Source organism: Catenuloplanes atrovinosus (assembly GCF_031458235.1).
Classification (GTDB): Bacteria; Actinomycetota; Actinomycetes; order Mycobacteriales; family Micromonosporaceae; genus Catenuloplanes; species Catenuloplanes atrovinosus.
Map to the genome: position 1 here is coordinate 7,820,321 of NZ_JAVDYB010000001.1, position 19,277 is coordinate 7,839,597.

General features: G+C 71.6%; 17 protein-coding genes. 14 read left to right on the forward strand and 3 right to left on the reverse strand.

The features are described 5' to 3' along the window. Positions 1-14 precede the first annotated feature (14 nt). From J2S41_RS34815 to J2S41_RS34840, 6 genes are all read left to right on the forward strand, one after another. Positions 15-1,298, forward strand: coding sequence for an acetyl-CoA C-acetyltransferase (locus J2S41_RS34815; protein ID WP_310374428.1), 1,284 nt, complete (start codon positions 15-17; stop codon positions 1,296-1,298). A 152-nt stretch (positions 1,299-1,450) separates the two neighbouring features. After that, positions 1,451-2,866, forward strand: a complete 1,416-nt coding sequence (gene purB / locus J2S41_RS34820; RefSeq protein WP_445343949.1) for an adenylosuccinate lyase — start codon at positions 1,451-1,453, stop codon at positions 2,864-2,866. Positions 2,867-3,089: 223 nt separating this feature from the next. After that, the gene (gene purS / locus J2S41_RS34825; RefSeq protein ID WP_310374430.1) at positions 3,090-3,338 is read left to right on the forward strand and encodes a phosphoribosylformylglycinamidine synthase subunit PurS; all 249 of its coding nucleotides are present in this window, start codon (positions 3,090-3,092) and stop codon (positions 3,336-3,338) included. Beyond that, positions 3,335-4,030, forward strand: coding sequence for a phosphoribosylformylglycinamidine synthase subunit PurQ (gene purQ / locus J2S41_RS34830; RefSeq protein ID WP_310376739.1), 696 nt, complete (start codon positions 3,335-3,337; stop codon positions 4,028-4,030). Before purS ends, purQ begins: the two co-directional genes overlap by 4 nt. A gap of 41 nt (positions 4,031-4,071) precedes the next feature. Continuing rightward, positions 4,072-6,753 carry a phosphoribosylformylglycinamidine synthase subunit PurL gene (gene purL, locus J2S41_RS34835; RefSeq protein ID WP_310376741.1) on the forward strand — a complete coding sequence of 894 codons (2,682 nt, stop codon included), beginning with the start codon at positions 4,072-4,074 and terminating at the stop codon, positions 6,751-6,753. Positions 6,754-6,913: 160 nt separating this feature from the next. After that, positions 6,914-7,666, forward strand: coding sequence for a 2-phosphosulfolactate phosphatase (locus tag J2S41_RS34840; protein ID WP_310376743.1), 753 nt, complete (start codon positions 6,914-6,916; stop codon positions 7,664-7,666). Between the two features lie 61 nt (positions 7,667-7,727). Here J2S41_RS34840 and J2S41_RS34845 read toward each other — a convergent pair whose 3' ends face one another. Then, positions 7,728-9,674 carry a carboxypeptidase-like regulatory domain-containing protein gene (locus tag J2S41_RS34845; RefSeq protein ID WP_310374431.1) on the reverse strand — a complete coding sequence of 649 codons (1,947 nt, stop codon included), beginning with the start codon at positions 9,672-9,674 and terminating at the stop codon, positions 7,728-7,730. Between the two features lie 343 nt (positions 9,675-10,017). Between J2S41_RS34845 and J2S41_RS34850 the strand changes: the two genes are divergently transcribed. The 5 genes from J2S41_RS34850 to amcA all read left to right on the forward strand — a co-directional run bounded on the left by J2S41_RS34850 (position 10,018) and on the right by amcA (position 14,945). Continuing rightward, positions 10,018-10,371 (forward strand): sterol carrier family protein, encoded by a 354-nt coding sequence (locus J2S41_RS34850; RefSeq protein WP_374728205.1) that lies wholly within the window; start codon positions 10,018-10,020, stop codon positions 10,369-10,371. 129 nt (positions 10,372-10,500) lie between these two features. After that, complete coding sequence (purF, locus tag J2S41_RS34855; RefSeq protein WP_310374434.1) at positions 10,501-12,096, forward strand: amidophosphoribosyltransferase; 1,596 nt, start codon at positions 10,501-10,503, stop codon at positions 12,094-12,096. A gap of 108 nt (positions 12,097-12,204) precedes the next feature. Next, positions 12,205-13,344: a phosphoribosylformylglycinamidine cyclo-ligase gene (purM, locus tag J2S41_RS34860; RefSeq protein ID WP_310374435.1), complete on the forward strand. Its 1,140-nt coding sequence runs from the start codon at positions 12,205-12,207 to the stop codon at positions 13,342-13,344. A gap of 289 nt (positions 13,345-13,633) precedes the next feature. Continuing rightward, positions 13,634-14,740, forward strand: a complete 1,107-nt coding sequence (gene amcB, locus J2S41_RS34865; protein ID WP_310376745.1) for a cyclophane-forming radical SAM peptide maturase AmcB — start codon at positions 13,634-13,636, stop codon at positions 14,738-14,740. Continuing rightward, positions 14,706-14,945 carry a multiple cyclophane-containing RiPP AmcA gene (amcA, locus tag J2S41_RS34870; protein WP_310374437.1) on the forward strand — a complete coding sequence of 80 codons (240 nt, stop codon included), beginning with the start codon at positions 14,706-14,708 and terminating at the stop codon, positions 14,943-14,945. Before amcB ends, amcA begins: the two co-directional genes overlap by 35 nt. A 196-nt stretch (positions 14,946-15,141) precedes the next feature. Here the strand turns inward: amcA and J2S41_RS34875 are convergent, their stop codons facing one another. Together J2S41_RS34875 and J2S41_RS34880 are read right to left on the reverse strand one after the other, a co-directional pair. Then, positions 15,142-15,366, reverse strand: a complete 225-nt coding sequence (locus J2S41_RS34875; protein WP_310374439.1) for a DUF3073 domain-containing protein — start codon at positions 15,364-15,366, stop codon at positions 15,142-15,144. Between the two features lie 139 nt (positions 15,367-15,505). Beyond that, on the reverse strand, positions 15,506-16,600 hold the full coding sequence (locus J2S41_RS34880; RefSeq protein WP_310374441.1) for a Glu/Leu/Phe/Val family dehydrogenase: 1,095 nt from the start codon (positions 16,598-16,600) through the stop codon (positions 15,506-15,508). Positions 16,601-16,763: 163 nt separating this feature from the next. On the opposite strand from J2S41_RS34880, the gene J2S41_RS34885 reads away from it, so the two are divergent. The 3 genes from J2S41_RS34885 (at position 16,764) to J2S41_RS34895 (ending at position 19,214) form a co-directional block, all read left to right on the forward strand. Next, a complete protein-coding gene (locus tag J2S41_RS34885; RefSeq protein WP_310374443.1) occupies positions 16,764-17,606 on the forward strand; it encodes a DUF8083 family protein in 843 nt (280 codons plus the stop codon). A 379-nt stretch (positions 17,607-17,985) separates the two neighbouring features. After that, complete coding sequence (locus J2S41_RS34890; RefSeq protein ID WP_033343489.1) at positions 17,986-18,195, forward strand: BldC family transcriptional regulator; 210 nt, start codon at positions 17,986-17,988, stop codon at positions 18,193-18,195. Between the two features lie 278 nt (positions 18,196-18,473). Continuing rightward, on the forward strand, positions 18,474-19,214 hold the full coding sequence (locus tag J2S41_RS34895) for a class I SAM-dependent methyltransferase (RefSeq protein WP_310376747.1): 741 nt from the start codon (positions 18,474-18,476) through the stop codon (positions 19,212-19,214). Positions 19,215-19,277: the final 63 nt, after the last annotated feature.

Consider the following 19,277-nt stretch of genomic DNA (forward strand, 5'->3'; position numbering starts at 1 on the left):
TGGAGGGAGAACTCGTGCAGAGCATCCGTCGGGTCGCGATCCTGGGCGGCAACCGCATCCCGTTCGCCCGGTCCAACGGGCGGTACGCGCAGGCCTCCAACCAGGACATGCTGACCGCCGCGCTGGACGGGCTGGTCGCCCGGTTCGGCCTGGCCGGTGAGGTGCTCGGCGAGGTGGTGGCCGGTGCGGTGCTCAAGCACTCCCGCGACTTCAACCTGACCCGCGAGGTGGTGCTCGGCTCCCAGCTGGACCCGCGCACCCCGGCGTACGACGTGCAGCAGGCCTGCGGCACCGGGCTGGAGGCCGCGATCCTGGTCGCCAACAAGATCGCGCTCGGCCAGATCGAGGTGGGCGTGGCCGGTGGCGTGGACACCACGTCGGACGCGCCGCTCGCGCTGAACGAGGACTTCCGCCGCGCGCTGCTGGAGCTGAACTCCGCGCGCACGCTCGGCGCGCGGCTCCGCGCGGCGGCGAAGCTGCGCCCGGCCCAGCCGTTCACGCCCCAGCTGCCGCGCAACGCGGAGCCGCGGACCGGCCTGTCCATGGGCGAGCACGCGGCGCGGACCGCGGAGACGTGGGAGGTCGGCCGGGAGGAGCAGGACGAGCTCGCGCTGCGGTCGCACCTGCGCCTGGCCGCGGCGTACGAGTCCGGCTTCTTCGACGACCTGGTGACGCCCTACCTGGGGCTCAGCCGCGATGAGAACCTCCGGCCGGACACCTCGCCGGAGAAGCTGGCCCGGCTCAAGCCGGTGTTCGGGACGTCGGGCGCGCACCCCACGATGACCGCCGGCAACTCGTCGCCGCTGACCGACGGCGCGTCGACCGTGCTGCTGGCGTCCGAGGAGTGGGCCGCGGCGCACAACCTCCCGGTGCTGGCCTACCTGGGCGACAGCCAGACCGCCGGCGTCGACTTCGTGCACGGCGACGAGGGCCTGCTGATGGCGCCGGCGTACGCGGTGCCGCGGCTGCTCGCCCGCAACGGCCTCACGCTGGGTGACTTCGACTACTACGAGATCCACGAGGCGTTCGCGTCGCAGGTGCTGGCCACGCTCAAGGCCTGGGAGTCGCCGGAGTTCTGCAAGGAGCGGTTGGGCCTGGAGGCGCCGCTCGGCCCGATCGACCGCGACCGGCTGAACGTGAACGGCTCGTCGCTCGCGGCCGGGCACCCGTTCGCGGCCACCGGCGGCCGGATCGTCGCCACGCTCGCCAAGCTGCTCAGCGACCGGCCGGGCGGGCGCGGGCTGATCTCCATCTGCGCCGCGGGCGGTCTGGGCGTGGTGGCCGTCGTCGAGCGGTGAGTCAGCTCACGGCCGCGCCGTACCCACGCCTGAATTTGATCTTGAAATAGCCGACCATGGATCTTGTCGGCGGGCGGGCGGGCGGAGACGCAGGTCGAACGTGAGAGACTTCGGCCGTGACTTCCCTCCCCGACACCCCCGAGCGCCCCCGCATCCCGAACGTTCTCGCCGGGCGGTACGCCTCGACCGAGCTGCTCGCGATCTGGTCACCGGAAGAGAAGATCCGCATGGAGCGGCGACTCTGGGTCGCCGTGCTCCGGGCACAGCGCGACCTCGGGATCGCGCTCCCCGAAGGCGTGCTCGAGTCCTACGAAGCCGTGCTCGACCGGGTCAACTTGGAGTCGATCGCGGCCCGGGAGCGGATCACCCGCCACGACGTGAAGGCGCGGATCGAGGAGTTCAGCGCGCTCGCCGGCCACGAGCACGTGCACAAGGGCATGACCTCCCGCGACCTCACGGAGAACGTCGAGCAGCTCCAGATCCGCGCCTCGCTGCTGCTGATCCGCGACCGCGTGGTCGCCACGCTCGCCCGCCTCTCCCGGCTCGCGATCGAGCACTCCGACCTGGTGATGACCGGCCGATCACACAACGTGGCGGCGCAGGCGACCACCCTCGGCAAGCGGTTCGCGTCCGCGGCGGAGGAACTGCTCATCGCGTACGAGCGGATCGACGACCTGATCCGGCGGTACCCGCTGCGCGGCATCAAGGGCCCGGTCGGCACCGCCGCGGACCAGCTGGACCTGTTCGACGGCGACGCGGACAAGGTCGCCGAGCTGGAGCGGCGCGTCGCGCTGCACCTCGGCTTCGAGCGCGTGCTGGACAGCGTCGGCCAGGTCTACCCGCGCTCGCTGGACTTCGACGTGGTCGCCGCGCTGGCCCAGGTCGCGGCCGCGCCGTCGTCGCTGGCCACCACGATCCGCCTGATGGTCGGCCAGGAGCTGGCCACCGAGGGCTTCAAGCCGGGCCAGGTCGGCTCGTCCGCGATGCCGCACAAGATGAACACGCGGTCCAGCGAGCGGGTCAACGGCTTCGCGGTGATCATCCGGGGTCACCTGTCGATGGTCGGCGAGCTGGCCGGTGACCAGTGGAACGAGGGCGACGTGTCCTGCTCGGTGGTGCGCCGGGTCGCACTGCCGGACGCGTTCTTCGCGGCGGACGGGCTGTTCCAGACGTTCCTCACCGTGCTCGACGAGTTCGGCGCGTACCCCGCGGTGATCGGCCGCGAGCTGGACCGGTTCCTGCCGTTCCTGGCGACCACCAAGATCCTCGTCGCGGCGGTACGCCGTGGGGTCGGCCGGGAGACCGCACACGAGGTGATCAAGGAGCACGCGGTCGCGGTGGCGCTCGCCATGCGGGAGAAGGGCGCGGCCGAGAACGACCTCTTCGACCGGCTCGCCGCGGACGGCCGGCTGCACCTGAGCCGGGCCGAGATCGACGCGCTCGTGGCGGACCGGGCCGCGTTCGTCGGTGCCGCGCCCGCGCAGGTGCATGCGGTGGCCGATCGGGTCGCCGACGTGGTTGCCGCGCACCCCGTCGCGGCCTCCTACCAGCCCGCGCCGATCCTCTGACCTTTATCCCGCTATAAGAGGCCATGACCGATTCACTGATCACCCGGGGAGCGACCGAGATCACTCCCCGGGTAATCGCTGGTGGTCGGGTCGGCCGGTGCGGTCGGTGCACCGGCCACCAGGTAGTCTGAGGGCGCTCGCCCCTCCAGGCCGGTGCTGGTGGGCCGGATGGTCACCGCCGGCCGCAGACAGCTAGGACAGCGCAAACAGTCAGGAGTGCCTCGTGGCTCGCGTCGTCGTCGACGTCATGCTCAAGCCGGAGATCCTCGATCCGCAAGGTCAGGCCGTCGCCAACGCTCTGCCCCGGCTCGGCGTCACCGACGTGACGTCGGTGCGCATCGGACGGCGCATCGAGCTGGAGTTCTCCGGCGACGCCGATCTCGACCGGGTCCGGGAGATCGCCGACAAGCTGTTGGCCAACCCGGTCATCGAAGACTTCACCATCCACGCCGGCGAGCGGGTCGAGGCCTGAGCATGCGGATCGGTGTGGTCACCTTCCCGGGCTCGCTGGACGACGGCGACGCCGCGCGTGCCGTCCGGCTGGCCGGCGCCGAGGCCGTCCGCCTCTGGCACGCCGACCCGGACCTGCACGGCGTGGACGCGGTGGTCCTGCCCGGCGGCTTCTCCTACGGCGACTACCTGCGCTGCGGCGCGATCGCCCGGTTCTCCGCCGCGATGGAGTCGATCATCGACGCGGCCAAGGGCGGCCTGCCGGTGCTCGGCATCTGTAACGGGTTTCAGATCCTCTGCGAGGCGCACCTGCTGCCCGGCGCGCTCACCCGCAACCAGCACCTGCACTTCCGCAACCGCGACCAGTGGCTGAAGGTCGAGTCGACCAGCACCGCCTGGACCGGCACGTTCACCGACGGGCAGGAGATCCTGATCCCGGTGAAGAACGGCGAGGGCTGCTACGTCGCGGACCAGCGCACGCTGGACGAGTTGGAGGCGACCGGCCGGGTCGTCGCGCGGTACATCCGGGGGAACCCCAACGGGTCCCAGCGTGACATCGCCGCCATCACCAACGAGCGCGGCAACGTCGTCGGCATCATGCCGCACCCCGAGCACGCCGTCGAGGCGCTGACCGGGCCGTCCCTCGACGGTCTCGGCCTGTTCGCCTCCGTCCTCGCTCACCTCGCCGGAAAGACCACGGCGGTCCCGGCGTGACGCAACCCACCACCGTCTCAAGTGAGGAGACCGCGGTGTCGGTGCCTCCTGTTCTGCCCGCCCCCGAGTCGACCGCCGCGGAGCCGGTCGACCTCGACGGCCCCGACACGGTCGGCCGCGCCACCGCCACCCCCGGCGAGCTGCAGCCCTTCGCCGAGCTGGGCCTGCTCGAGGACGAGTACGAGCGGATCCGCGCGGTCCTCGGCCGCCGCCCCACGCAGTCCGAACTCGCGATGTACTCGATCATGTGGAGCGAGCACTGCTCCTACAAGTCGAGCAAGGTGCACCTGCGGCAGTTCGGCGAGAAGAAGCCGCCGAGCGAGCACATGCTGGCCGGCATCGGCGAGAACGCGGGCGTCGTCAGGATCTCGGACACGCTCGCGGTCACCTTCAAGGTCGAGTCGCACAACCACCCGAGCTTCGTCGAGCCGTACCAGGGCGCCGCGACCGGCGTCGGCGGCATCGTCCGCGACATCCTCGCGATGGGCGCGCGCCCGATCGCGGTGATGGACCCGCTGCGCTTCGGCGACGCGGAGCACCCCGACACCCAGCGCGTGCTGCCCGGCGTGGTGGCCGGCGTCGGTGGCTACGGCAACTGCCTGGGCCTGCCCAACATCGGCGGCGAGGTCGTCTTCGACCCCTGCTACCAGGGCAACCCGCTGGTCAACGCGCTCAGCATCGGCGTGCTGCCGGTCGAGCGGCTGCAGCGCAAGGAGGCGGCCGGCACCGGCAACGTCGTCGTGCTGCTCGGCGCCAAGACCGGCCGGGACGGCATCGGCGGCGTCTCCGTGCTGGCCAGCGCCACCTTCGACGACGGCAGCGAGCAGCGCCGCCCGTCCGTCCAGGTCGGCGACCCGTTCATGGAGAAGCTCCTGATCGAGTCCTGCCTGGAGCTGTACGACGCCGGCCTGGTCGTCGGCATCCAGGACCTCGGCGGCGCGGGCCTCACCTGTGCGCTCACCGAGACGGCCGCCGCGGCCGAGGCCGGCATGCGGGTCTGGCTGGAGCGGGTGCCGCTGCGCGAGCCGTCCATGGAGCCGCACGAGATCCTGGCCAGCGAGTCACAGGAGCGCATGCTGCTGATCGTCGCGCCGGAGAAGCTCGACGAGGTGCTGCGGATCGCCGACAAGTGGGGTGTGCTCGCCACCGCGATCGGCGAGGTCACCGACGGCGACCGCCTGATCGTCACGTGGAACGGCCACACGGTCGTGGACGTGCCGCCGGGCTCGCTGGTCGACGACGGCCCGGTCTACCACCGGCCGATGCGCGAGCCGGCCGACCTGATCCTGCTCCGCGCGGACCGGGCCGAGACGCTGCCCCGCCCGGTCGGCGGCGACGCCCTGCGCGAGACCGTGCTGCGCATGATCGCCTCGCCGAACCTGTGCGACAAGACCTGGGTCACCGAGCAGTACGACCGGTACGTGCTCGGCAACACGGTGCTCGCCCAGCCGGAGGACGCGGGCGTGCTCCGCATCGACGAGCAGACCGGCCTCGGCGTCGCGCTCTCCGTCGACGGCAACGGGCGGTACGCGCGGCTCGACCCGTACAACGGTGCGAAGCTGGCGCTGGCCGAGGCGTACCGGAACGTGGCCGTGGCCGGCGGCAAGCCGATCGCGGTCACCGACTGCCTCAACTTCGGCTCGCCCGAGGACCCGACCGTCATGTGGCAGTTCGCCGAGGCCGTGCGCGGCATCGCGGACGGCTGCCTGGAGCTCGGCATCCCGGTCACCGGCGGCAACGTCAGCTTCTACAACCAGACCGGCGCGGCCGCGATCCACCCGACGCCGATCGTCGGCGTGCTCGGCGTGATCGACGACGTGGCCCAGCGGGTGCCGATCGGCTTCACGCCGTCCGCGCACCCGGAGGGCGACCTGGTCTTCCTGCTCGGTGAGACGCGCAACGAGCTGTCCGGCTCCGAGTGGGCGTGGGTCACCCACGGCCACCTCGGCGGCGAGCCGCCGCGCGTCGACCTCGACCGGGAGAGGTCGCTGGCCGCGGTGCTGGCCGAGGCCGCCCGCGTCGGGCACCTCACCGCCGCGCACGACCTCTCCGACGGCGGCCTCATCCAGACCCTGGTCGAGTCGTCGCTGCGGCGCGGCGTCGGCGTCACGGTCACGCTGCCGGACGAGTTCGCGGCCGGCTCGATGCCGTTCGTCTACCTGTTCAGCGAGTCCGCCGGCCGTGCCGTCGTGGCGGTGCCGCGCGGGCACGAGACCGCGTTCACCGCGCTCTGCGACCAGCACGGGCTGCCCTGGACCGCGATCGGCACCACCGACGCCGCGAGCGACGCGGTCGAGGTGACCGGCCAGTTCAGCATCCCGCTGGCCGAGCTGCGCGAGGCCCACACGGGCACGCTCCCGCGCCTCTTCGGGCACGTCGAGGTGCCGTCGGCTCCGGCCGCCTCGGGTCCGGCCACGCCGGTTCCGGCGGCATCGGTTCCGCCCGCTTCGGCGACCGCGTCCGAGGCGGTCTCCGCCGCGGCGTCCGAGGGCGCGGCCGCGGTGGCGGTCGCCGCCGCGGTGGTCGCTGCCGCGACCGAGGCGCAGGCCGGGCCGGTCGGCGAGGACCCGGCGCCGGACTCGGCCGCCGGGGCGGAGGAGGGCCTGCCGGCCGCCGCCGCGGACAGCACCCAGGCCGACCCGAGCGGCGACGACGGCGTCGTGTCGCCGGCGGACACCGCGCAGACCGAGACGAACGCCGCGGACCAGCCGACGGCCGAGTAACGGCGACACCACGACACAGAGCCCGCGCCGGTGCGATCGGCGCGGGCTCTGCCGTTCGCCCGATGCGCCGGTGGCGTCATCATGGTGGGCGTCCGGCCGGAGCGGTCCGGCGAACGGCGAGGCGAGGGCGGGCGACACGGTGAGCGGCGAGGCGGATCCGGTGGACGCGGTCTACGCGCAGCCGGGTGCGGGGGTGCGGTTCGACTGGGGGCTGGCCGGCGCGAGCGAGCTGGGCCGCGTCTGCGCCGCGCTGGTCGTGGTCGACGTGCTCTCCTTCACCACCGCGGTGGACGTGGCGGTGGGGCGCGGCATGCGCGTGCACCCGTTCCCGTGGAGCGAGCAGGCGGTGGCCTACGCGTCCCGGGTCGGTGCGGTCGCCGCGGTCGGCCGCACCGAGGTGAGCCCGGAACGCCCCTGGTCGCTCTCGCCGGCCGCGCTGCGCCGCGCGCCCGGCACGCCGGAGCTGGTCCTGCCCTCGCCGAACGGGTCCGCGATCTGCGCGGCGGCCAGCGCGACCGGGCTGCCGGTGGTGGCGGCGTGCCTGCGCAACGCCCGCGCGGTCGCCCGCTGGCTGCTGCATCAGGGGTACGGCACGGCCCGCGCACCGGTCGGCGTGGTCGCGGCCGGCGAGCGGTGGCCGGACGAGACGCTGCGGCCGGGGGTGGAGGACCTCCTCGGCGCCGCCTCCGTGCTGGACGGGCTGGCCGGCGTGCGCGGCGGCCTCTCGGTCGAGGCGGCGGTGGCGCTGGCCGCGCTGAACAGCGTGCCCGACGTGGCCGCCGCGGTCCGCGGCTGCGTCTCCGGCCGGGAGCTGGCCGCGCGCGGCTTCGCCGACGACGTGGAGATCGCGGTGGAACGCAATGCCTCCACGGTCGTCCCGCTACTGCGCGGCGGGGTCTTCAGCCCCGCCTGAGCGCCGGAAACGACGGGGCCCGTGCCGTTCCCGGCACGGGCCCCGTTCTCAGCCGATCGGCTCAGTCGTCCATCCAGTCGATGCGACGGTCGCCGCGCTGGTTACCGCCACGGTTGTCGCGGTAGCCCTCGTCGTCGTAGCCGCGACGGTCGCCGCCCTGCTGGTCATAGCCGCCGCCCTGCTGAGGCGGGTAACCGGGCTGGCCGCCGTAGCCGCCGCCCTGCTGGTCGTACCCGCCCTGCTGCTGGTCGTAGCCGCCCTGGTCGTAACCGCCACGATCGCCGTAGCCGCCTTGACCACCGCCGTAGCCACCCGCGGCACCGCCCTGACCGCCGTAGCCGCCACCGGCACCGCCGCCGTAGTTGCCGGCGCCGTACTCGTCGGCGGGACGCCCGCCGCCGTAGCCGCCGCCGTAACCGCCCTGGCCGCCACCGTAGTTGCCGCCGCCCTGGCTGTTCTGCGTGCCGTAGTCGATCTCCTGGGCGCCGTAGCCACCCTGGTCGGCCCGCTGCCCGTACGGCCCCGACGGGGTGGCGCCGTAGCCGCCGCCCTGACCGCCGTAGCCGTCCGCACCGCCGTTGTACCGCCCGGTCGGCTCGTCGTACTGGTCGCCGCCACCGCCGTAGCCGCCGCCCTGGCCGCCGTAGCCGCCGCTGCCGGCCTGGTTGTCGTACCCGCCGTCGTAGTCCCGCCCGCCGGCACCGTAGCCGCCGCCGGACACGGACGCGGCCCCACCGCCGTAGTTACCGCCGCGGTCGGTGCCGTACCCGCCGCCGCCGTAGTTGTCGTCACCCGCGCCGTAGCCGCCGCCCGAGACGGACGCGGCGCCGCCGTAGCCACCGCCACCGTAGTTACCGCCCCGGTCGTCGCCGAAGCCGATGCGGGTGGCGTCGTTGCCGCCGCCGAATTCGTCCTCGGCACCGGCCCACTTCGGGGCGCCCGGCGCGCCGGGGGGCGGCGCACCGTACGGGTCGGGGAACTCGTCCATCGCGGCACGCGGAGTGATCATCGTGGGCGCGTCGGAGATCGGCGTGGTGATCCGGGTGGCGTCGTCCATGCCGCCCGCGGCCATGCCGGCGCCGCCGACCCGGGTCGCGTCGTCGCCCGGGCGGTAGACGCCCTGGGACGCGACCGACCCGCGGGTCTTCTGCTCCTCCTCCGCCTCGGCCGCTTCCTTGTCCTGCTTGCGCCGGATCCAGAGCAGCACGACCGTGCCGACGCCGACGGCGACGAACAGCGCGCCGACGAGCACGATGAACCAGGGCAGGCCACCGTCGTCGTCGCTCTGGTTCGCCGCGTTCGTCGTGTCCGGGTCGTCCGTGACGTCGGAGACCGGCTCCTCGGACTCCTCGGCCGACTCCTCCGCGGAGGGCGTCGCGGACGGCGACGCGCTGGGGGAGGCGCTGGCCGACGGGGTCGGCGACGGGCTGGCCTTCGTGGAGGTCATCCGGAGCTCGACGCCGTCGACCGTCGCGCCGTTGCCGCCGTTGATGGCCTGGACGCCGCTGGGCGCGAAGTTCAGCGCGTTCGCCACGATCTGGATGCTGCCCGGCGTGATCGGCCGGTCCGTCGACCCGTTGAACGTGAACGTGCCACGCCCGTTGGTCGCCGTGTCGTACCGATGGCCGGCGCCGTCCTGAATCACCACGGCCGCACCGGAGATGCCCTGGCCGGACGCCGAGTCGATGACCCGGCCGCTGATCTTCCTGACCGTCTGGACCGCGTCCGGGCCCTTGACCGTCAGCGGCTTGGAGTCCTCGGCGGTCTCGGCTCCACCGATCACCGGCGTGCCGGTCGCCCTCACCGTCACGTTGCCGGACTTGGTCTGGCCGGCACCGAGGTTCGCCCCGGTCAACGTGACGTTGACCGTGCCGTCGCCGGTGAGCTCGCCACCGCACGGGTTGCAGCTGACGCCGTCGAACACGCCGACCGTCACGGCGATCTTGTCGGTCTGGTTGTCCGCGTCCACCGAGATGGCGAGCGAGGTCGACTGCCCCGATGTGAGCACAGCAGCGCCGAGAGTAAGGTTCAGCTCGGGCGGATCGGCCTGGGCCGGAGCGGGAGTGAGAAGGAGCGCGCCGCCGGTGAGTGCCAGGACCGCCGCGCCCGCGCGCAGTAGGCTGACGGCACGCGCGCGTAGTCCACGGCCCTCCTGACCAGCCAAATCGCGCCAGGGCCTTTGGTGTGCTGTCACGTCCACCGCCTTCCGGGATATCTGCTCCCGGCCTCGGACGTGCCGGGGTTCACCCCGTGATTGAGTACACCGTGCGCCACTATGCCTTGTCGGGTACCTCGCGCGCGACCCAGGGGAGCCATGAAGTGATGCGGGGACGAAGTCGTATCGTCCCGACGTGTCCTCTCCGCCTAATAAGTCCGCAGTCGTGGCGACAGTTCTGGCCTCGTTCGATGCCGGCGAGGCCCCCGAGCGCATAGCTCTCCGTGACGCCGTGCGTGCGCTGCTGGCAGATCTCGCCGCGAAGGTTCCCGGCCGATCGGTGGAGGTCCGAGTTCCCCCGTACGGCGCGATTCAGTGCGTCGAAGGGCCACGTCACACCCGCGGCACTCCACCCAATGTGGTCGAGATGGATCCAGAGACATGGGTGCGTCTGGCGACCGGCCGGTTGTCATGGGCGGACGCGATTACTCAGGGACGTCTACGGATCAGCGGAAACCGTGCTGATATATCTAACTACATCCCTATCTAGTTGCCCGTTCAATCACCTGTTGATCGACCGCTGGCAGCCAAAAGGTGGCTCTCTGTCATTCGCTCGGGCTCGCGTACACTGTTCCGGGCGGACGGAACTTCCGCCGGATGCACACGGATGGAGCGGCAGGTGCCCCGAGGCGACGGGCTGTTGAGCCACGAACTCGACCCCCAAAGGCCCGGCCCGCAAGATGCTTGCGGCGTGTTCGGAGTGTGGGCTCCGGGTGAAGAGGTGGCGAAGCTCACCTATTTCGGAATCTACGCACTTCAGCACCGTGGCCAGGAGGCCGCCGGCATCGCCGTGAGCGACGGCTCCGGCGTGGTGGTCTACAAGGACGTCGGCCTGGTCTCCCAGGTCTTCGACGAGCCCACGCTGGCGAGCCTGCGCGGTCACCTCGCCGTCGGTCACGCCCGTTACTCCACCACCGGCGGCAACAACTGGGAGAACGCGCAGCCCACGATCAAGGCCACCACCTCCGGCACCACGATCGCGCTCGCGCACAACGGCAACCTGGTGAACACGGCCGAGCTGGCCCGCGAGATCGCCGCGCGCGGTCTGGAGGCGGACGGCTCGACCACGGACACGTCGCTGGTCACCACGCTGCTCGCGTCGTACCCCGACCTGTCGGTGGAGCAGGCCGCCCTGGAGGTGCTGCCGCGGGTGCGCGGCGCGTTCAGCTTCGTCTTCATGGACGAGAACACGCTGTACGCGGCACGCGACGCCGCCGGCGTGCGCCCGCTGGTGCTGGGCCGGCTGGAGCGCGGCTGGGTGGTGGCGAGCGAGACCGCGGCGCTGGACATCTGCGGCGCCAGCGTGGTCCGCGAGGTCGAGCCCGGCGAGCTGATCGCGATCGACGAGGACGGCCTGCGCTCGGTTCGGTTCGCGACGCCGGACCCGAAGGGCTGCCTCTTCGAGTACGTGTACCTCGCCCGCCCGGACACCACGATCAACGGGCGGAACATCTACTCCGCGCGCGTGCAGATCGGCCGCGAGCTGGCCAAGGAGAGCCCGGTCGAGGCCGACCTGGTGATCCCGGTGCCGGAGTCGGGCACGCCGGCCGCGATCGGCTACGCCGAGGCCTCCGGCATCACGTACGGCCAGGGGCTGTTGAAGAACGCCTACGTCGGCCGCACCTTCATCCAGCCCTCACAGACCATCCGGCAGCTGGGCATCCGCCTCAAGCTGAACCCGCTCCGGGAGAACGTGCGCGGCAAGCGGATCGTCGTGGTCGACGACTCCATCGTGCGCGGCAACACCCAGCGCGCCATCGTGCGCATGCTTCGCGAGTCCGGCGCGCTCGAGGTCCACGTGCGGATCTCGTCGCCGCCGGTGCGCTGGCCCTGCTTCTACGGCATCGACTTCGCCACCCGCGCGGAGCTGATCGCCAACGGCTTGGACACGGAGGGCATCCGGCGCGCGATCGGCGCGGACTCCCTCGGTTACATCTCGCTGGCGGGCCTGATCTCCGCCACCGAGCAGCCGAAGACCCGGCTCTGCCGGGCCTGCTTCGACGGGGAGTACCCGATCGCGCTGCCGGCCGATGACATGATCGGCAAGCACGTTCTCGAGGGCGTCGGCCGCCGGGTCTCCGGTGGCGTGCCGCCCGTGCCCGCACAGGTCGCGGAGGGTGGGGCCCCCGGCCCGAGCCCCGACCACGAGCTGGAGAACGACGAGGCGGACCTGGTCGCCTCGCCCGGTGGCGGAGACAAGCCGCATCATTCTTAGGTCCGCACCGGCCGCGACCCACGCCGAACCGTGACGTCGCGGCCGTGCGGCCAGTCAAGCGCGCAGAGCGGCACGCCCGGCCTGACGCGAGAGCACAAGGGGAGAAACGTGACGCACGTGACCGAGCGAGCCAACGACGCGGACAGCGGTGACCGGCAGCCGTGGCAGGCCGGTGCCGGCCGGAGCAGGGGAAAGCGCACGGTCACGTACGCGGACGCCGGCGTATCCATCCACGCCGGCGAGCGCGCCGTCGAGCTGCTGAAGAACAAGGTGCGCCGCGCGTCCCGCCCCGAGGTCATGGGCGACCTGGGCGGCTTCGCGGGCCTGTTCCGGCTGGACGCCAAGAAGTACAAGAACCCGATCCTGGCCTCGTCCACGGACGGCGTCGGGACCAAGCTGGTGATCGCCCAGCAGCTCAACATCCACGACACGGTCGGCATCGACCTGGTCGCCATGGTCGTCGACGACCTGGTGGCGTGCGGCGCCGAGCCGCTGTTCCTGCTCGACTACATCGCCTGCGGCGAGGTCGAGCCGGAGAAGGTGGCGGAGATCGGCGCGGGCATCGCGGACGGCTGCCGCTACGCCGGCTGCGCGCTGCTCGGCGGCGAGACCGCGGAGCACCCCGGCGTGCTGCGCCCGGACGAGTACGACCTCTCCGCGACCGGTGTCGGTGTGGTGGAGGAGAGCGAGATCCTCGGTCGTGACCGCGTCGAGGTCGGCGACGTCGTGATCGCGATGCGCTCCTCCGGCCTGCACTCCAACGGCTACTCGCTGGTCCGCCACGTGCTGCTCGGCGCCGGCCGCATGCGCCTGGAGACCGTCGTCGAGGAGTTCGGCCGGCAGCGCACGCTCGGCGAGGAGCTGCTGACCCCCACCAAGATCTACGCCAAGGACTGCCTCGGCATGATCGCCGAGTGCGAGGTGCGCGCGCTCGCGCACGTCACCGGCGGCGGCATCCCCGGCAACCTGGTCCGCGTGCTCCCCGACCACGTCGACGCCGTGGTCAACCGCTCCACCTGGAAGCCGCAGTCGATCTTCGAGCTGGTGCAGGCCAAGGGCCGCATCGACGACCCGGAGATGGAGTCGACCTTCAACATGGGCATCGGCATGTTCGCCATCGTCTCCGCCGCCGACGCGGACCGCGCGCTCGCGTTCCTGGCCGGCCGCGGCGTCGACGCCTGGCACGCCGGCGAGATCATCGAGGGCACCGGCACGGTCCAGATGATCGGCCAGCACACCCGCGGCTGACGTCGGAGAGCTTTCCGGCCGCGCGAGCAGACGCCTGCTCGCGCGGCCTTTCTTTGTATATGCCCGCTTCCGGCGTGGTCGCCGGCCGCACGCTCCCGCGGGCACCGGTCGTCGCTGGCGCTCCTCCCTGCACGGTCCGCGGGTGGTCGCCGAAAAGGTTGCACCCGAGTCGAGTGATCCTCCAGATATGGGATGGGGGGTTCACCCGGCTGGACAGCTCCGCCTAGCCTGAAACGGCATAACCCGCTGTTCATGCGCGTGAGAGGAGGGTGCGGTGGACGATCCGGGGATGCGCGGCATCGCCACCGTCCCGTCATACGTGGTGATGCAGCCGACGACGCTGTGCAATCTCGACTGCACTTACTGCTATCTGCCGTTCCGTGCGGTCGACAAGCGCATGCCGGTCGCGGTCGCCGAGGCGGTCGCCGGTCCGGTGAACGCGTGGGCGCGCGACACCCGGTTCTCCGTGGTCTGGCACGGCGGTGAGCCGCTGGCCGCCGGGCGGGAGGCACTGGCCGCGCTGATGGCCCCGTTCGCGCCCGGCGTCGAGCATCACGTGCAGACGAACGCCACGCTGATCGACGACGCCTGGTGCGAGTTCTTCACCGCGCACGACATGCGGGTCAGTGTGAGCGTGGACGGCCCGCGCGAGCGCAACGGCGAGCGCGTCACCCGCGGCGCCCGCCCGGCGTACGACCGGATCGCGCGCGGCATCGAGACGCTGCGCCGGCACGGCATTCCGTACTCGGCGCTGTGCGTGGTCGGCGAACCGCACCCCGGCCTCGCCACCGAGCTCTACGACTACTTCCTCGCGCTCGGCTGCGACGTGCTCGGCATCAACGTCGAGGAGCAGGAGGGGGTCAACGCGCGCGACAACGGCTTCCCGGCCGAGGCGGTCACCGCGTTCTGGTCCGAGCTGGTCGCGGCCTGGCGGCGTGACCCGCGCATCCACGTGCGGGAGGTCGAGCTGTCGCTGCGGTACGCCGCCGCCGTGCTGGACGGCACCACCGCCGGCCTGCTGCCCCGCCGCCTCGACCCGATCCCCACCATCGCGCACGACGGCTCGGTCGTGCTGCTCTCGCCGGAACTGGCGGGCTTCTCCGACCCGCGGTACGGCGACTTCACCAGCGGCAACGTGCTCGAGCGCGGGCTCGCCGAGATCCTGGCGGACGCGACCGCGACGCCGTGGATCGGTGAGTTCCTCGCCGGGGTGGAGGCGTGCCGTGCCCGATGTCCGTACTTCGAGTTCTGCGGTGGCGCGCATGCCGCCAACCGATACTTCGAGCACGGGCGTTTCGACGGTACGGAGACGAACCACTGCCGGAACAGCAAGATCCGCTTACTGGAGGGAGTGCTGCACCATGCCCGAGATCACCAACCCTCGGCAGCCGGATAGCGCCGCCGAGGAGACGCACGACTCGGTGGCCGAGCGGGTGCGGAGCGCGGGTGCCGGACTGACCGCACTGCTCGACGAGGCGGCGGAGGCACGCTTGCGCCGGGAGGAGACGGACGGGACCGGCGGCTCCAGCGCGGTGTGCGCGTGGAACCACTTCGAGAACATCCCGACCTTCTACAACTGGAACAACCGCCCTCCCCGCTGAGCGGACGCGTCAGACTGGCGGATCGTCACAGGGACACTGCGACGATCCGCCAGTCTTTCCGTATGCGCACCATGACAATGACGTCGGCTGCTGAACATGCGCAGGCTGCATCGCGGCGAGGGGTGTGGACACATCCTCAAGCGATGCGGACATGCGTGAGCACGCGGGGGGCCGCGTGCTCAGGTTGCCCAGTCAGTCAGGAACGACGCCGAGGCGACGACCACGAATCCGTGTCGTCGTCTACGGTGTCGTCCTCGTCGTCATCGTCGAGGTGTTCGTTGTGCTCGTCGTCGAAGTCGTGGTCCGACTTCCGACCGCCGGTAAGCTCCCGCTGCAAGGCGGCGAGGTCGGTGTTCGGGGAGTGGTACTTCAACTCCCGCGCCACCTTCGTCTGCTTGGCCTTGGCTCGGCCGCGCCCCATGGCTCGACCCCCTCGCACAGAATTCGGGGCAGCCCGAAGGCGGGCCCCGATGACGTCAGGCATCTCTCGTGGCTCTTACGGTACATGGACGAGCCCACGTTCGGCACCTCGGGTAGCGCACGTTGCCCCTCGCGCGTCGCTAAAAGCCGTGGCGCGGCAGAAGAATCCCCCGAAGCCGCCCGACTTCGGCCATTCTGCGCTCGGCCAGGCGGTCCGCGGCGGCCGCCGGCGGTACGCCATCCGACTCCGCGAGCCGGAGGATCTTCTTCGTGGTGTCGTAGATCTTGCTCGCCCGGTGCTTCGCCCGCTCGAAGTTGAAGCCCTCGATCTCGTCCGCGACCTGGATCACGCCGCCCGCGTTGACGAGGTAGTCCGGCGCGTACAGGATGCCGCGCTCCTCCAGCAGCTTCTCCACGCCCGGGTGCGCCAGCTGGTTGTTGGCGGCTCCCACCACGACCTTCGCGCGCAGCCGCGGCACGGTGTCGTCGTTCAGCGCGCCGCCCAGCGCGCACGGCGCGTAGACGTCGAGGTCGGAGGTGATCAGTGCGTCCGTGTCGTCGACCAGGTCGACCTGCGGGTACGTGGAGCGCGCCCACGCCAGCGAGGCCTCGCTGACGTCCGTGGCCACCACCGACGCGCCGTCCTCGATCAGGTGGCCCACCAGGTACTTGCCGACCTTGCCCAGCCCCGCGACACCGACCCGGCGCCCGGACAGCGACGGGGTGCCCCAGACGTGCTCGGACGCGGCGCGCATGCCCTGGAAGACGCCCCACGCGGTGAGGATGGAGGAATCCCCCGCGCCGCCGTGCTCCACGCTGCGCCCGGTCACGTAGCGCGTCTCGCGCGCGATCACGTCCATGTCCGGCACGTACGTACCGACGTCGCAGGCCGTGTAGTAGCGGCCGCCCAGCGACTCGATGAACCGGCCGTACGCGCGCAGCAGCGCCTCGCTCTTCAGCTGCTCCGGGTCGCCCCAGATGACGGCCTTGCCGCCGCCGAGGTCCAGCCCGGCGAGCGCGTTCTTGTAGGCCATCGCACGTGAGAGGTTGAGCACATCCTCCACCGCGGACTGCTCGTCCGGATAGGGGAAGAAGCGGGTGCCGCCGAGCGCGGGGCCCAGCGCGGTCGAGTAGATGCCGATGACGGCCCGGAGCCCGGACTGCCGGTCCTGACAGAAGACGACCTGTTCGTGGCCGGTCGGTCCCTGGTCGTCGGCGTTGGCGAAGAAGGACATGTCTGCTCCCCTGGCGTAGCGGTGTGCCCTTGTGGGGCGTGCGTCTAGGCGGATTGTCGGCGCCTACACAGACCCTAGGACTTCGGCGTAGGACTGGGCGATAAGTACCGTGATCGGAGATGCTGTGGGCGAGCCCTTCACCGCGGCGTGGAAGGATCGGGCCGTGTCGTCACTGTTCGCGTCGTACCTGCGGGTCTACGAGCCCTTGACCGCTTTCGACCGGGAGCGTCAGCTGTTCTGGCGGCGGTACGCGCGCGAGGGCCGCGCCATCGCGACCGGCGATGGCCCGGGACGGCAGCGCACCGCGGTGCTGGAGGCGCTCGGCGCCGGCTGGACCCGCCTGCCCGACCTGCCCGACGAGGCGTACGTGCTGGAGGACGACGACACCATCCTGGTCTGCCCGTGGAACCTGCGGCTTCGGGTGGCCGAGGCCGCGCTCTCCGCGCGCGACGGCGTGCCGTCCGTGCTGGCCGACGCGTTCGTGCCGCCGATCCTCGCCGGTCAGGCGAAGGCCGTGGTGGACGACGCGCGCACCGGCGCCCGCGTGCTGGAGCAGGGCGTGCCGCGCAAGCACGAGCAGGCGTCCACCTGGGGCGTACCGCTGCGCTGGTTCGTGTTCGTGGACCAGGAGGAGCGGGAACTGGTGACCGGTCCGGGCAACCGCCGGACCCTGCGCTTCCGCACCGAGATCTCCAAGGCCCGCCGCCGCGCCCACCGGGGCGTCTCGGTGCTGCGCAAGAGCGTCGGGGACGCGCCGATCACCGAGGCGGTGGAGGAGGGCGCGCGCTGGCTGGAGGAGTTCCACCCGCGCTCGGTGGTGGAGCTCGACTACGCGGGCCTGGTGGATCTGCTGCCCGACGACGCGCTGGAGGCCGACGACTCGCCGGCTCTGGTCGCCAAGGGTCTCGCCGGCCTCGCGAACGGGGACGCGGAGGGCGCCACCGAGGCGTACGAGAAGCTCGTCGCCCGCTGGCGCGCCGTCCAACTCCTCGAGCGATGTAACTGAGAGCAACCGTCTCGACGGCCGCGGGGCGTGACGACACGCCCACTCGCGGCCGTCTCTCCGTTGTGGACGTCCTCGATCAGTCGTCGCCCGCTCGATTTGTCATGCAAATGGCGCACATTGCGGGTCGAATCGGGCGTTGGACACGCTCCCAAACCGCGCTAGGCTCGTAAGTGGCCAGATACGAAGGGTGACTAAGCGTCCAAATAAGTAGGTTTCTGGCGTAGAAAATCGCAATAAATCGGTCATGGCTCATCCGTCCATCCAGGGACGTTAGTCCGTTCGGCCCATGTCGGACATCGGGGACTAGCCGGACCATGAAAGACGCGTCGGCCGGCGGGACCCCGGCCGATGTCTTTAGGTACCTGTGGAGGAGTGACCGATGGCATCGCGTACGCACGAACCAGAGCCGCTACTCACGCCGGCCGAGGTCGCGTCGATGTTCCGTGTCGACCCGAAGACCGTGACCCGGTGGGCGAAGGCGGGCAAGCTCAGCGCAATAAGGACGCTGGGCGGCCACCGTCGCTACCGTGAGTCTGAGGTTCGCGCCCTGCTGCAGGGGCAGATTCCCACGCAGCGTCAGGGTGACTGACGGACCGCTCTTCAAGACCCGCCGGTAGTGCCAGGGCGGAGGGAATCACGGCATCGTCCGTGTGCCTCTCCGCCTTCGCTCTGTCCGGGCCGGCCGCGACGCGGAGCAGACCTCGGTGGGACGTGTTCAGTTGTGCTCGCTGACCTTATATACGCGATCGGGTCGCGAAAGGCTCAACGCGCGGCGGGCGAGAAGGTTGTCCGCGATCTGACAGGCTGAGAGCCGTGAACCCTGAACACCCCGCGCCCCGGCCGCGCATCGGCGACGTCTTCGGCGAGATGCTCCGGGACGCGTACGCGATCCGTACCGGCATCGGGCGCCGCCCACTGGCCGGAGGCCGGGTGCCGCGCCCGGTCATCGAGATCATCGAGCGTGAGGACGGCGTGATCAACGGCGCGCCCGCGGAGCAGTACCTGGCGGGCCCGGAGGAGTGGCAGCCGCACGAGCACCGCGCCGTCGCCCGCGTCCGCGGCCGGGTGCTGGACATCGGCGCCGGCGCCGGCCGGATCGCGCTGGAGCTGCAGAAGGCGGGCTCGGACGTGACCGGGCTGGACGTCTCGCCCGGCGCGATCGAGATCTGCCGCCGGCGCGGCCTGCGCGAGACCGTGCTGGCCACGGTGGACGATCACGCGCGCGAGGGGCGCCGCTACGACACGTTCCTGTTGCTGGGCAACAACCTCGGGTTGCTGGAGGGGCGCGACCGGGCGGCCGGCTTCCTGGCGGCGCTGGCCGCGATGGCCGCGCCCGGCGCGCAGGTGATCGCGCAGGGCACCGACCCGTACGGCACCACCGATCCGGTGCACGTCGGCTACCACGAACTCAACCGGTCGCGCGGGCGGTTCGGCGGGCAGCTGCGACTGCGGCTGCGGTACCGGGAACTCGCCACCGACTGGTTCGACTACCTGTTCTGCTCCGTGGACGAGCTGCGCGGACTCGTCGAGGGGACGGGCTGGCGACTCACCGATGTGGACACCGCGGATCACCCCTACTACCTGGCCACCTTCACCCTGGACGGCTGACATCACCCCCACCGCCCGGACGATCCGTGAGATCGAGCGCACGAATCGTCACCGCAACCGCTA